At 28.4% G+C, this 15,609-nt stretch carries 9 protein-coding genes and 3 tRNA genes; 6 read left to right on the top strand and 6 right to left on the bottom strand.

The features are described from left to right. Positions 1–143: 143 nt before the first annotated feature. Positions 144–1,496, bottom strand: a complete 1,353-nt coding sequence (mepM, locus tag M9397_RS00360; RefSeq protein WP_250227002.1) for a murein DD-endopeptidase MepM — start codon at positions 1,494–1,496, stop codon at positions 144–146. A 292-nt stretch (positions 1,497–1,788) separates the two neighbouring features. Next, positions 1,789–3,537: an aspartate--tRNA ligase gene (gene aspS, locus M9397_RS00355; RefSeq protein ID WP_474198194.1), complete on the bottom strand. Its 1,749-nt coding sequence runs from the start codon at positions 3,535–3,537 to the stop codon at positions 1,789–1,791. Positions 3,538–4,090: 553 nt separating this feature from the next. Between aspS and argS the strand changes: the two genes are divergently transcribed. Continuing rightward, entirely contained in the window at positions 4,091–5,836 is a 1,746-nt protein-coding gene (gene argS / locus M9397_RS00350; protein WP_250227001.1) for an arginine--tRNA ligase, read from the top strand. 24 nt (positions 5,837–5,860) lie between these two features. Here the strand turns inward: argS and murJ are convergent, their stop codons facing one another. Then, positions 5,861–7,408 carry a murein biosynthesis integral membrane protein MurJ gene (murJ, locus tag M9397_RS00345; protein ID WP_250259748.1) on the bottom strand — a complete coding sequence of 516 codons (1,548 nt, stop codon included), beginning with the start codon at positions 7,406–7,408 and terminating at the stop codon, positions 5,861–5,863. Positions 7,409–8,014: 606 nt separating this feature from the next. On the opposite strand from murJ, the gene mdtH reads away from it, so the two are divergent. Continuing rightward, positions 8,015–9,238 (top strand): multidrug efflux MFS transporter MdtH, encoded by a 1,224-nt coding sequence (mdtH, locus tag M9397_RS00340; protein ID WP_250226998.1) that lies wholly within the window; start codon positions 8,015–8,017, stop codon positions 9,236–9,238. Positions 9,239–9,472: 234 nt separating this feature from the next. Further along, positions 9,473–9,568, top strand: a tRNA-Ser gene (locus M9397_RS00335). 409 nt (positions 9,569–9,977) lie between these two features. On the opposite strand, the gene M9397_RS00330 is transcribed toward M9397_RS00335, so the two are convergent. After that, positions 9,978–10,067 (bottom strand) — tRNA-Ser (locus M9397_RS00330). Between the two features lie 294 nt (positions 10,068–10,361). Between M9397_RS00330 and M9397_RS00325 the strand changes: the two genes are divergently transcribed. Next, positions 10,362–10,437: transfer RNA gene (locus tag M9397_RS00325), tRNA-Asn, on the top strand. A 93-nt stretch (positions 10,438–10,530) separates the two neighbouring features. Here the strand turns inward: M9397_RS00325 and gutQ are convergent. Beyond that, entirely contained in the window at positions 10,531–11,508 is a 978-nt protein-coding gene (gene gutQ / locus M9397_RS00320) for an arabinose-5-phosphate isomerase GutQ (protein WP_250226997.1), read from the bottom strand. Between the two features lie 589 nt (positions 11,509–12,097). Continuing rightward, positions 12,098–12,421 carry a PTS system regulator TmaR gene (gene tmaR / locus M9397_RS00315; protein WP_250226996.1) on the bottom strand — a complete coding sequence of 108 codons (324 nt, stop codon included), beginning with the start codon at positions 12,419–12,421 and terminating at the stop codon, positions 12,098–12,100. A 270-nt stretch (positions 12,422–12,691) separates the two neighbouring features. Between tmaR and sbcB the strand changes: the two genes are divergently transcribed. Both sbcB and hisG read left to right on the top strand, forming a co-directional pair. Further along, positions 12,692–14,194, top strand: coding sequence for an exodeoxyribonuclease I (gene sbcB / locus M9397_RS00310; protein ID WP_250226995.1), 1,503 nt, complete (start codon positions 12,692–12,694; stop codon positions 14,192–14,194). Between the two features lie 511 nt (positions 14,195–14,705). Then, positions 14,706–15,605 (top strand): ATP phosphoribosyltransferase, encoded by a 900-nt coding sequence (gene hisG, locus M9397_RS00305; protein ID WP_250226994.1) that lies wholly within the window; start codon positions 14,706–14,708, stop codon positions 15,603–15,605. The last annotated feature ends 4 nt before the right edge of the window (positions 15,606–15,609 follow it).

Here is a 15,609-nt window from a genome sequence, read left to right as displayed (position 1 = left end):
ATGTAAACTCATAATATAATAACTGATAGATACAATTGAAATATTTCTCAAAAACAAACTCATACTACATTTTTACAGGCTTTATTAAAAACAAGAAATCAAATAAAACTGTATTTATTGAAATAATAATACATTACATACATCTAATCAAAACGTAATTGAGGAAGAATTTCTTTTACTTGATTTAAATATATCGTACGCTCATTTCCTAATAATTTTTCAATATCTAACAGTGTGGTAGTCAATGGGTTAACGGGACGATGATTGATCCATATTTCAAAATGTAAATGAGGACCTGTCGATCGACCTGTATTTCCAGATAGCGCTATACTATCGCCTAATTTAACTTTTTGACCAGGTTTAACTAATAACTTTTTTAAATGCATATATCGAGTTATACAATGACAATTGTGTCTAATTGTCACATAATTGCCAGCAATTTTACTATATGTGCTGACGATAACTTCTCCATCCCCTACAGATATAACAGGAGTACCTATTGGAACGGCAAAATCAACACCAGAATGAGGGGATACTTGACCAGTCACAGGATTTAATCTATTTAAATTAAAATTAGAAGACACACGAAATGGCTTTAATGTGGGAAATCGCATAAAATTACCTCCTAATCTTACAGCCTCACGATCATATAATTTACCGTTATTTGCACGAAATACATAATAATTTTTACCAGAAGTATACAATCTTGCTCCAAGTAATTTACTTCTAACACTATGATCATCATTCATCATGATTGACGTTAACACAGAAAATCTATCTCCTTGATGTAATCTTTGAAAATCCAATTGATACTGCAATGCAGTAGTTATATCTATGATGCAGTTCTCATCTATACCTAAAGAACGAGCACTATCAATAAATGTTTTACTTAATTCTCCTATAAATAGAACTGAAGAAGATAACCCATCATGTAATTGATTTGAAACTTTAATAATTCCTTCTGTAAAACTAGCATCCATACGATTGTAGACACGAATTTCCTGAGGAAAAATATCCCAAATTAAACATTGTAATTTTTTTTTTGTAATTATTATCCAAGAAAGTATTTGTCCTATTTTTATCTGTCTTAATATTGGATACTGTTGTAGTAAAAGAGTAATTTCAGAAGCATCAATACCATTTCTACTATATTCTATTAAAATTCTACTCAATACATCATCCTGAGATACTGTATAGTTATACATGTTGATGTCTCTCGATGATTTGTTACAATACCAGTGTTTCTTTAAAATATTAGAACGAATCACTACACTATTAAAAAAATTTCCATTTTTCATAATTTCAAATTGATGAGACTCTTGCTTCTTAATAAGAAGCATTTTGTTATAATTTTTTTTATTTAACGTACATGAAATAAAAACCTCACAAACTGTCACAATCGTGATTATTAATAGTAACATGAATAACATTACAAAATAATGCTTACATATATAACGATATAATAACTTAATAGAACAAACGATAATACTACGCACTAATTAATAGCCTATATTACGATCTCTAAAAAAAGAGAATCATTCTGAGCAAAATTAAAAGAAAATATTATAGAAAAGAATATAAATGACTTTAATCGTTCATGATATCTTTCAGCAAACAATCATATTACTTATGTGTCTTGTGATATATAATTATATATAATAGAGAATGTATTGATTACTTTTATGTTGTAGATACCCACAGTAACCTTTGAAATATTTTTTATAATACGAAAATAACCTGATTACATAGATACCACAATGCCTCAACACCTCTAGTTAATATCATAAATTAATCAGGCGCATTAGCCATTATATCCACTGATGCTGTAGTTTTAGGAAACGCAATCACTTCTCTAATATTCTTAGATCCAGTTAATAACATAGTTATCCGATCCAACCCAAATGCTAAACCAGCATGTGGAGGCGCTCCATATTTTAATGCATCCAGTAAATAACCAAATTTATTTTTTTGATCATTTTTAGTAATACCTAAAATGTCAAATACCACTTGTTGTATACCAAACGAATGAATACGCGCTGATCCACTGCCGATTTCACAACCATTAATTACCATATCATAAGCTTCTGAAATTACTGATAACGGATCTTTCTTCAATATTTGAACATCACAATTTTTTGGAGAAGTAAACATGTGATGCATAGCTATCAATTCTCCATGGTTGTTTTTTTTAAACATCGGAAAATCTATTATCCATAATGGAGCCCAAGAATCTTTTTTAATCAAACACAAATCATTACCCAATTTTAATCTTAAAGAACCTAAAATTTTTGTAACAGATTGATTTTTGTTGTCATTAAACCCAAAAAACAAAATATCATTACTTTTAACATTAGCTTTATTTAAAATAATATCTAAAGTTAAATTATCTACAAAATTAGTAACTGATCCTTGCATCTCTTTTTTAGTAACATCATTATCATTAAATTGAACCTTAGCCCACATTAATTCTTTTAAGCCACATTTTTTAGTATAATAAATATACTCATCGATCTGTTTTTGTGTCAGCTGCCTACCATTAGGCACTTTCATAGCTATTACCTGCATATCAATATCACTTGTTCTAACAAATGAGAACCTATTCTGTATGGATTGGAATAAACATGATACATCAATCATTTCTATTGGATTTCTCAAATCTGGAGCATCAGATCCAAAACGTTGCATTACTTCAGAATATGTAAACCGAGGAAATGTTCCCAACTCTACGTTTAAAATTTCACGCCAAATGATACGAATAAAAATTTCCATAAGTTCTCGTATTTTTTGTGTTGTCATGAAAGAAGTTTCAATATCTATCTGAGTAAACTCAGGCTGACGATCTGCGCGTAAATCTTCATCTCGAAAACACTTAGTAATTTGATAATACCTGTCAAAACCAGACACCATCAACAATTGTTTAAATATTTGAGGTGATTGGGGTAAAGCATAATTTTTGCCTATATGTAGCCTACTAGGAACAATATAATCACGAGAACCTTCTGGGGTAGCTTTTGTTAACATCGGAGTTTCAATATTCAAAAACCCCTCTAATTCCATAAACCTATGAACAATTGACATAATACGCGATCGAGTTTTTATTCGATACGACATAATAGGACGTCTTAAGTCAAGATAACGATACTTTAACCTATTTTCTTCAATATTATTTTTACTGATATCTAATGGTAATGGATCAGAAATATTAAGAATAGAAAAATTTTTAGCTACTACCTCGATAGCGCCAGTAGGCATATTACTATTAATTTGATTCTTAGGACGCGCACGAATCGTACCTATTAACTGTATACAAAATTCTTGTTTTAATTTAGTAGCAGATATACATATTTTTTTGTTTTGATTCACATCGAAACAAACCTGTATACATCCTTCTCTATCACGTAAATCAATAAAAATTAATCCACCAAAATTACGATATTTATTGATCCAACCACATAATGTAACTTCTAAACCCACATGAGCCAAATTCAATTGACCACAATATGCAGTGCGCATACACATACCTCTAATCATGAACATCTAATTGCACAATATCTATTTTAAAAAAATTACATATCAATTAATTAAACATATACACTTTTTTTCGAAAATTCATATAAATAAAACTATTTCCAATACTATATAAATTAGCGAAAAAACATTATAGAACGTTTTCCCGCATTACACTAAAATTTATTTAAATTAACTATAACTTAAATTTACCTTATATTCACCCAAATAATATTATAAAATTTAATAATTTAAAATAAATAATACATAAATAAAAACCATATACAAGGATATATGTATGTCCTTGTATATGGTTTTTATTTATGATATTTTATTTATGATATTTTATTATTATAAATAGAATTAAATCTTCAATTTACTTTATAAAAAAATCACATAAGAACATCACATAATTATCAATTAATAATTCAATAATCTAAAACGTTCTAGATATAACGTAAATATGTCGAACAAATACAAAATAACTTTTAAAATATGTATATAATTACAAAATACAGTTTTGGTTTATATCAAAAAATCATTATATATTTAAATGTAAAAATAATATATTTTTAATATTTATATGAATCTTCAAAAATTTTTACTAAAAAAAATTCATCGAGCTTTACTTTCCATTACAAATGAATCCTTTTTGGATCTGATACAAGTACAACAATCAACAAAAAGAAAATTTGGAAACTATCAAATTAATGGTTTAATAACTATTTCTAAAAAATTAAATCTACCTGTAGAAGAATTCTCCAAAAAACTCATAAAATTTATTAATTTAAATGATATCGCTCATACAATAAAAATTGAAAAACCAGGATTTATTAACATATTTTTAAATCCAACATGGATATCCAATCAAATTGATAATATTTTTTATCTATCTCATCTAGGTGTTACTCCTGCTACACCAAAAACTATTATTATTGATTATTCTGGACCAAATGTTGCAAAAGAAATGCATGTTGGTCATTTACGTTCAACTGTTATCGGAGATAGTATTGCACGTATTTTATCTTTTTTAGGGCATAATGTTGTACGAATAAATCACATAGGAGATTGGGGCACTCAATTTGGAATGCTTATCGCCTACATAGAGAACAACACACAACATGGATTTTTATTAAATGAAAATGTACAATTATCCACTTTAGAACATTTTTACCGAAAAGCTAAAAAAAAATATGATATTGATCCTAATTTTGCTGAATTATCCCGAAACTATGTTCTGAAATTACAAAAAGGCGATAAACATTATCTTCAAATATGGAAACGTCTAGTAGATATTTCTATATCAAATAATCAAAGCATATATACGCGATTGAATATTGCCTTAAAAGAAAGCAACATTATGGGAGAAAGTTTTTACAATGATATGCTTCCTAATATCGTATTAGATTTGAAAAATAAAGGCTTAGCAATCATAAGTAATGGAGCTACCGTGGTACTGCTCGAAAAGTATCGCAACAAACACGGTACCCCTTTTGGAGTGATTGTTCAAAAAAAAGACGGAGCTTATTTATATAGCACCACCGATATTGCTTGCATAAAATATCGATGTCAAGTACTACATGCCGACAGAATTATATATTATACTGATTCTCGACAAAAACAACATCTAATACAAGCATGGGAAATTGCTGATAAAGCAGGCTATATAGAAAAATCAGTGTTATTAGAACACCATATGTGTGGCATGCTACTCGGCAAAGACAACAGACCATTTCAAACACGATCGGGCAATGCATTAAAATTAAAAAAATTATTAGATGAAGCTTGGGAACGAGCTCGTTGTTTAATATTAAGTAAAAATCCCAATTTAAGATATACTGAAATCAATAAGCTAGCGCATGTTATGAGTATCGGTGCTATTAAATATTCTGAATTATCAAAAAATCGTACTACAGATTACATATTTGATTGGAATAGTATGTTGAACTTCGAAGGAAATACAGCACCTTATATACAATATGCATATACCAGGATTTTTTCTGTTTTTAAACGATTTACAAACCCCAATTTTCAATTAAAAAACAATAATATTCAATTAGAAACTGAGGAAGAAATATTGCTAGCAATTTGTTTGCTTCAATTTGAAGAAACAATTGTTGCGGTATCAAAACAAGGAGCTCCTCATATGCTATGTTCTTATTTGTATAAATTGTCTGTACTATTTTCCTCCTTTTATGAAAATTGTCCCATTATCACAGCACATAATACATCCACTAAATATAGTAGATTAAAATTAGCATTAATTACTGCCCGTATTTTAAAAACAGGATTAAATTTATTAGGAATCAAAACGATAAGATATATGTGATAAATAACGATATTTTCTATTATATCAATATAAACGTTTACTCAAAAAAATAAAATCTTTTAAACGAATACCTACACACCATAATGTGATACCATAACTACTACCCACTAATATTAAAGTCCCTACCATTCTCATGAATCTACACCAAATATTTCCTTGATCCCAACTAGGTACATATATTAATAATCCTATACATACTATGCACATTACAGAAAGAGCAACAATCAATTGACAAAAAAAACATGACCATCCACTTTGCAATTGGAATAAATATTTTTTTTTAAATTTCCAATATAACAACCCTGCATTTAACCAAGCACCTAAACTAACAGAAAAAGAAAAAACAACATGCTTTAATGTATTAAAGCATACTAAATTTATACATTGACTAAAAAGAAGCACAATAACAACTACATACACTGGAGTTCTAATATCACGAAGAGCATAAAAACCAGACGTTAATACTTTAGTAAAAATCAATCCAGGCAAACCTATTGCATACGCAATTACAGAATACTGTGTCATTAATACATCAAATTCTAAAAATTTACCATATTTAAATAACGTTATTACTAACGGTTCAGACAAAACTCCTAAAACAACAGCACTAGGTAAACTCAATATCAAACATAATCTCATTCCCCAATTCATCAAATAAAAATAATCTCCATAATTTTTCTTAGAAATAAAACGGGATAAATATGGGACTAAAATAGTAGTTAATGTTACACCAAACACACCAATGGGCAATTCCATTAACCTATCAGCATAATACATCCAGGAAACAGAACCATCTCTCAAAAAAGAAGCAAGGATAGTATTGATAATTAATGATACCTGACTACTTGAGACTGCAATCAAAGCAGGCACCATAGATCGGCATACTCTATATATTCTATTATCATAAAATTGCATTTTTGGAATAACTAACATATTAATTTTTTTTAAAAATAGCAAACAATAAAAACACTGCAACACTCCCCCTATAATAACTGACCAAGCCAATCCCATAATAGGAGTATGAAAATATAAATATTCTGAAAATAACATAAAACTTATCATGCTAATATTTAAAAAAATAGGAGTAAATGCTGGAACTAAAAAAAAATTACAAGCATTCAAAATTGCTCCCATTAATGATGTCAACGACACTAATAAAATATAAGGAAGCATCACTCGAAACATCTCAATAGTTATAACAAATTTTTCTGAAGAACTATTAAAACCTGGAGCAATTACCATAATAATCCAAGGCGCTGTCAATAAACCAATAAGCACTATGAAAGTTACGGTAACTATTAATAAAGCAGATACTCTAGAAATAAACACTCGTATTTCTTTTTGACTTTCACGACATTGATATTCTGATAATATAGGAAGAAAAACTTGATAAAATGCTCCTTCAGCAAAAATACGTCTTAATAAATTAGGCAATTTAAAAGCAATAAAAAACGCATCTGTCATAATACTGACTCCAAACATGCGAGCTATGATAGTATCTCTAATAAAACCTAAAATACGAGATAAAATAGTTATAAAACTCATCGCGGTCAAAGATTTTAACAAATTCATTATATTTCAAAATATTTATCAAAAATATAAACATAATAACAAACAAAACTATTTTTATAATTTAAATAATTAATCCAGTTTTATTGCAATTTTAAGATTGTTTCTACAAATGAAAACATTTAAAAAATTTTTTTAAAATCATACATTTAAAACACTAATACAGTTCACATATAATTACAATTATTACATACATATGGTATAATATATGCATCTTAACAAATACAAAAAAACAACACTCACAATATAATAACCGATAACAAGAAATCATATTTCTTATTGCACATATTTTACAGATGATCACTTGAAATACTTCTTTAATGTTGACAAAAAATTTCGCTATACATAAATAATGTAGTATATACGCATAATTTTTTAAATCTTCAATAAATATAGTTACTCCTATTTAAAAAATATTATGCCTAAATAACATATACAAAATAAACTATAACAATGCCAAATATCATTATATTAAAGTATCTCATATAAAATACAAGACACATATTAATTTACACTATATTTAAAAATTAAGAATTATAATTATTTTGAAGTATTTTTTCGTGCACACAATAAAATACTAGTGTACACAAAATACATAAACGGTGAACCATGTATACAATATCTCAAGCTAGAAGACTGGGTAAATATTTTTTAATTATAGATAACATGTTTGTAGTTGTAGGGTTTTATGTTGTTTTTCCGCTAATTTCAATATATTTCGTAGAACAATTGGGATGGGGTGCTTTTTTAGTAGGATTTGCTTTAGGATTAAGACAATTTATTCAACAAGGACTAGGCATTCTTAGTGGTGCTTTTGCCGACAAATTAGGAGCCAAACCTATGATTGTATCTGGGTTATTCATCCGTACTTTGGGATTTATTATAATGAGTATTGCAAACACCCCTATGCTATTATGCTTATCATGTGTGTTATCAGCATTAGGCGGAACATTATTTGATCCGCCACGCACTGCATTAGTAATTAAATTAGTTCGTCCATGGGAATTAGGGAGATTTTATTCTGTATTAATGCTAGAAGACAGCATGTGCGCTATTATTGGAATAGTACTGGGTACATGGTTATTACAATATAATTTTCAATTAGTATGCTTTACTGGAGCAATATTATTTTTTATTGCCGGAATTTTTAACGCTTGGAGATTACCTGCATATAAAATTTCTAGTTCTCATGCTTCATTATTAGAAGGAATAAAAAAAGTACTCAATAATCAACGATTTGTAATTTATGTTTTTACTCTAACTGGTTACTATATTCTATCAGCTCAAGTTATGTTAATGTTACCTATTCGCATTCATGAAGTATCCGGTCAATTATCATACATCAAATGGATGTATATCATAGAAGCAATTTTATCTTTATTGTTAATCATGCCTATAACTTGGTGGAGCGAAAAATATTTTAAACTAGAAACACGCTTGATGGTAGGACTAATAACTATGATAATCAGTTTATTTCCTATTGGATCAGTCAAAAATTTAAATACTTTATTGGTTCTAATTAGTTTATTTTACATAGGATCTATTATCGCTGAACCTGCAAGAGAAACTTTAGGGGCGTTACTAACAGACTATAAGGCACGTAGCAGTTATATAGGTTTTAGCAAATTAAGTCTAGCTTTAGGAGGTACTGTAGGATATAGTGGCAGCGGATGGTTGTATGATATTGGAAAAGAACAAAACTTTATGCAATTACCTTGGATCGTTTTAAGCATAATAGGTTTGATTACTTTGTTAGGGCTATATTGTCAATTCAAATATTATTCTTTTCAATCTTTACTTAATAATAATCATGATAAAAAACATAAACTGTGATGAATAAAAACAACAATATAAATATTTCCACTACACTACCTATTCTATAGACTACTAAAACTTACAATAGATATAAACAATTTTAATTATATCTAAACAAAAAACATATACATAATGATTAACATTACTCATCAACCATGAAGCAATTTGATTAATCATACTTGAACTCAATCAAATACATTGTTTTATAATTATTTATTTTTAGTGTTCTTTGTTATTATTGCGCAACAATATGGTGAGGTGTCCGAGTGGCTTAAGGAGCATGCCTGGAAAGCATGTATACATACAAAACCTTATGTATCAAGGGTTCGAATCCCTTCCTCACCGCCACAATCATGTACACCAGTTTTTGTAAAATTCAGTATTTTTGCAAATGGCATTACTATAATCATATATTTCAAAAATTAAAAATTAACTATTAAACTGTGTTATCAATAACAGTTGATCATTATACTATCACTGGACATGATCTTTTCATATTATCTCAAAAAAACATATAATATGAGTAACTTTGCATTTACTGAAATATAGCGCAATAATTACATATATACATTAGAACACCAGTAATCATTTTAATGATTACGAAACATTATTATTAATTATTTAATAATTTTCAATTATATATAAATAATCATACGAGAGATACGAAACCTTCAACAAATACAATTTTATTATATTGTTGCTATATAATCAGTACATTAAAAATGTCATACAATACAGTATTATATATTCCAAATAACGGAGAGAAAGGGATTCGAACCCTTGAAAGATATCATTTCTTTAAAACGGTTTTCGAAACCGCTCCGTTCAACCACTCCGGCATCTCTCCCTTATTCAATAAATTTTCTCACTAAAATATCACATATTCTTTAACATAAGATAATATTTGTCGACATACCTCTTACATGTAAGATCATAATCATACAAGTTCATTATTTACCCCTTCTCAAAAAGAATCAATCCCCATATATAATCCTAAGTTATTAATATAACCATATGTAATGTGCATAAAAACATTATCTTTCGTATATTATAAATACTTTATCAAACGAAATTGATTATCATTAAATACTTGTATTATTTCGCATATCCCTATAAAATGACATAATTATATATTATTGGTTCCTCTGTAGTTCAGTTGGTAGAACAGCGGACTGTTAATCCGTATGTCACTGGTTCGATCCCAGTCAGGGGAGCCAAATGATAGTATTAATTAGAGGAATCACTTTTAATTAAAATTCATGTAGTGCTCAGTTGATCGTATCTTATGCTACCGATACACTTACAATTATTTACTCTATTCCAGCTTGATGTAAATCATGCATATTAATTGATCCTACTAATCTTCCTAATTTATCTACTACTGGTGCTGCGGTAATTTTTCGATGATGCAAAGCTTTTAATGCTACACTTGCCCTCCATTCTCTTGGAATACGATATCCAGGTTTAGTCATGGCAATATCAACAGGGGCGTCGAGAGATTTGCCTTGTACCATCCAACGTCTTAAATCTCCATCGGTAAATACTCCTGTAACGCAATTATGATTGTCACATACAGCAGTTAATCCGAGTCCAGTACGACTCAATTCAAACATAGCATCCATTACCGTAACTTTCAAAAAAACTTTCGAAATTTGCTCTCCAGTACGCATCAAATGATGCACACAATTTAATAATTGAGCCCCTAATCTACCTCCTGGATGAGATCGAGCAAATTGTTCTAAACTAAAACCTCTGTGCCTCATAAGGGCCATTGTTAACGCATCACCCATCATTAAAGTATTCACTGCACTTGAAGTAGGAGAAAGCTCCATAGGGCAAGCTTCCCTTTGTATTTTTATATTAAGAACACATGTAGCTCCTTTCGCTAAAGGAGAACTTACATCTCCAGTAAATGCAATCACAGGGATACCGCTATCTGCTAACAATGGCATTAAAGTGATTATTTCACAAGAACGACCTGAATAAGAAATAAACATTACTACGTCTTGTGTTCCAATCATACCTAAATCACCATGTAAAGCTTCCGCAGGATGCACAAAAAAAGCTGGAGTACCTGTACTAGCTAAAGAAGCGGCAATTTTTTTCCCAATATGGCCTGATTTACCTATACCAGAAACTGCAACTTTTCCTGTACAATTCAATAATATACGACAAGCTAACACAATGCTCTCATCCAACCTATCTAACATTCTTTGAGCTTCGTTAATTTCGATCTCTAAAGTTTCTTTAGCATATCCCAAGAGCAACGCGTCATTAATGATTACCATAATTATCAAAATGATAAATATAAAAACTATAACACTACAAATAACTCATCTTCAATATAAGTTACATTCTTTTCACAACACTGGAATATGTATATCTGTGGAGGTCATAACAGCAATTACAAACATTATAAAATTATTATACTTTACCTTTTTGAACACAAACCCACCCAAAAACTATAGAATAACATTCTATATCAAAATAATGAAAATTTATAAATATTTTAATCAACATCCAATATATCACAAAAATGCAATTTAAAATTGATTTAATTTATTACCAAACGATATTTGTATGCTAATCACAACAATATAAATTCATATTTAATACATAACAACAAATGTAAAAATATCCTGAATAACAATCGTTTAATTTTTCATAAATTTTTAAAACTAATCATATTACACAAACGATATCTTTCACATCATGATCATAAATAATAGATAATAATGTTTTATTTCATATAATTCTATTATATCTAACACTTCTGTATAAAATGAATTATCTTTCTTATCTATATATTTAGATATTACAAAATATTTTCAATTTAATTATTAAAATTAACATTTTAAAACCCAATAATTATCCAATTTAATCACTTGAAGATTCTTTAAAATTTTTTAATTTTTTTGATAACTCGCGACGTTCTTTTGATAACTCTGCATTTTTTATAATATATTCATCTACTCGATCTTCATAATCATTACGCATATTTGCAATAATAACTTGTACCCCTTCTATAGAAGTTTCAGACTTAATATAATCCCTTAAATCACCCAGCAATAACACTCTTTTTTGATTATCACGAATTTTTTTTTCATTATCAATAATTTCTCGTTGCAGTTTGTTTTTACGGCGAAATATACGCACAAATTCTAATACATCATAAAATGATTGATCAACATTATCATTCATAATTACATCCTATTTATATTTATTTGAAAAATCCCTACATTACAAACTCCATATGTTTAATTAAAACAAAATAAAAAAATTAATATAATTAAATATTATTAATATCATGTAAGATTATTACATATCATAAATATTTAATGGATAGAGCATGAATAACAATAATAAATTAAAACACCCTATATACAATACATATATAATCAAATCTAATGAAATCGTTATAATATTAATAAATAATTTGATTTTTATTTAATAAAAACAACTCATATAATTATGATAATACAGATTAATATTACACAACCTAGTTTTTTTATTTATGATTATGAAACTTTTGGTATAAACCCAGCGTTAGATAGACCAGCCCAATTTGCCGGAATTCGTACTAATAGCACATTACAACCTATAGAAAAAGAAAAAGTTTTTTTCTGTCGTTTATCAAATGATTATCTTCCCAATCCACAATCTGTCCTTATCACAGGAATTACTCCTCAAGATACTTCATATCATGGATTAATTGAATCGGAATTTGCTAGTCGTATTCATCAATTATTCTGTATTCCTAATACTTGCATCCTTGGATATAATAATATTCATTTTGACGATGAATTTAGTAGAAACATTTTTTATAGAAATTTTTATGACCCTTACTCATGGGCCTATCAACGAGGTAATTCCCGATGGGACTTATTACATATACTACGTGCTTGTTATTCATTATGTCCCAATGGGATTACATGGCCATTGAATACTCAAAATAAACCTAGTTTTCGTCTAAAAGATTTAACGCAAGCAAATTCTATAAAACATATCAACGCACATAATGCCATGTCAGATGTATACGCTACTTTAGAGTTAGCAAAACTGATAAAAGAAGCTCAACCACAATTATTTCAATTTTTATTTAATCATCGGACTAAATATCAGTTAAAAAAAATAATCGATCTAAATAGCATGAATCCTTTGATATTTATAACAAATAAAATGAATAACAAATACAAAAATTTTATTACTTACGTAGCTCCAATTGCTCAACATCCCACAAACCCCAATATTTTAATAGCATGTGATTTAAATGGAAACATAGATGCCTTAATGAATTTCAATGTGAATACAATACATCAAAAATTATATTCTGATCACATAACAATACATGATATTTTCAAAAAAATACCACTACGATTAATTCGATTGAATGCGTGCCCTATATTAATACCAATAAAATTTGTTGAAAACAACAAGATTCAGAGCAATTATATCATGCAGTTCTCTGAAAATTATCGACACTGTTTTAAACATTTAAATTTTCTTAGAATGAATGAAAATGGAGTGCATTTACGCAATAAAATAAACACACTGTATACCATGATAGATTCTTACGTAAATCAACAAAATTTGTATAACAATCTTCATGTAGACAGTCAACTATATCACAAATTTTTTAGTAATTCTGATCGAAAAATAATTGAAAATATTCGTAAAACCCATTCAAAAGACTTAAAAAATTTATGCACTAACCACGTTGATACTCGTTTAAAACCACTCTTGTTCTACTATAGAGCCAGAAATTTTCCTAATACTTTAAATTACCAAGAACAACAAAAATGGTTAAACTATAAAAAAAACAAATTGTTTAATAAAGATCAATCACCATCTTATAATGATCAACTGAATACACTTCTTTCAATTTACAAATATAACGAACAAAACATTACACTTATACGTTTATTGCAAAAATATTATCAACATCTGTATAAAACGTGTTTTCATTTTTATTAAAAAAAAATCAGTTTTCATTTTTTCACATACATGTAATACATGCATATTCTAATTTAAACTAGAATATATGAAAAAAATTTAAAAAATCACATAATTTTACCAAAATAAGTACTTATACATGTATATCTCATATGTACATATATAATATGTGATTACAATTTAAATTACACATAACTATTTGTAATAATACGCACTAATATTTTAAAGCATTTTTTAATTTAGTTATAATATTAATTATATACGTATAAAATAAAGTAACTTTATAAAATTTAACCCTATACAAATTTAATTATATTCGTTAAAATACTAAGGTAATGAAAATTTTCAATGGGAAAGCTGTACTGCATATGTTAATTTATCATCATGACCCTGATTAAATCCTTCAAATAAAATTTAACAATAGAAATCATTTTTAATCTTTTGTTTATTAAAAAAATCAAAGATATTTCTTTTTGAAAGAATTTTAAAAAATGTTTAATTATGGAAAATTGTTGACATAAGGTAAAATATCATGCTGGATAGATCACGATTACGAATAGCAATACAAAAATCAGGAAGATTGAGCAAAGAATCCCAACAACTTCTCGAACAATGTGGAATTAAAATTAATTTACAACAACAACGTCTACTAGCGTTTGCGGAAAACATGGCCATCGATATAATGAGAGTACGAGATGATGATATTCCTGGTTTAATTATGGATGGTATAGTGGATTTAGGCATTATCGGTGAAAATGTATTAGAAGAAGCGTTGTTAACAAGACGATCGCAAGGAGATAATCCTTGTTACATTACATTACTCCGATTAGATTTTGGAGATTGTCGGTTATCTATGGCCCTACCCATAGACGAACCATGGAATGGCCCAAAATCCTTGCAAGGAAAACGGATTGCCACGTCATACCCGCATCTTCTAAAAAAATATTTAGATGAGTTAGGTATTAATTTTAAATCTTGTTTACTAAATGGATCAGTAGAAGTAGCTCCACGCGCTGGATTGGCAGATGCAATTTGTGATTTAGTGTCTACTGGCGCTACATTAGAAGCTAATGGATTACATGAGGTGGAAGTAATCTATCGATCTAGAGCGTGTCTTATTCAACGATCTGGAAAATTGTCCACCATAAAACAGTCATTAATAAACAAATTAATAATTCGCATTCAAGGAATCATCCAAGCTAGAGGATCTAAGTACATCATGCTGCATGCTCCTGCTGCACAACTAGAGGAAATTATTAATTTACTACCTGGAGCAGAAAGTCCGACAGTATTACCACTAGCAGGCAATCAACATCGTGTGGCAATATACATGGTAAGCAATGAAACATTATTCTGGGAAACAATGGAAAATTTAAAAAACCTTGGAGCTAGTTCTATTTTAGTATTACCAATAGAAAAAATGATGGAATAATATT

Origin of the sequence: Blochmannia endosymbiont of Camponotus sp. C-003, from assembly GCF_023585685.1 — a bacterium.
GTDB lineage: Bacteria > Pseudomonadota > Gammaproteobacteria > Enterobacterales > Enterobacteriaceae > Blochmanniella.
The sequence above is the reverse complement of the archived record's forward strand: the minus strand, read 5'-3'. Positions and strand labels throughout refer to the sequence as shown.

Excerpts from the sequence above, each read along its gene's own strand:
- aspS (WP_474198194.1), bottom strand. The coding sequence starts at position 3,537 with ATGTTCATGATTAGAGGTATGTGTATGCGCACTGCATATTGTGGTCAA.
- argS (WP_250227001.1), top strand. The coding sequence starts at position 4,091 with ATGAATCTTCAAAAATTTTTACTAAAAAAAATTCATCGAGCTTTACTT.
- murJ (WP_250259748.1), bottom strand. The coding sequence starts at position 7,408 with ATGAATTTGTTAAAATCTTTGACCGCGATGAGTTTTATAACTATTTTA.
- mdtH (WP_250226998.1), top strand. The coding sequence starts at position 8,015 with ATGTATACAATATCTCAAGCTAGAAGACTGGGTAAATATTTTTTAATT.
- gutQ (WP_250226997.1), bottom strand. The coding sequence starts at position 11,508 with ATGGTAATCATTAATGACGCGTTGCTCTTGGGATATGCTAAAGAAACT.
- tmaR (WP_250226996.1), bottom strand. The coding sequence starts at position 12,421 with ATGAATGATAATGTTGATCAATCATTTTATGATGTATTAGAATTTGTG.
- sbcB (WP_250226995.1), top strand. The coding sequence starts at position 12,692 with ATGATAATACAGATTAATATTACACAACCTAGTTTTTTTATTTATGAT.
- hisG (WP_250226994.1), top strand. The coding sequence starts at position 14,706 with ATGCTGGATAGATCACGATTACGAATAGCAATACAAAAATCAGGAAGA.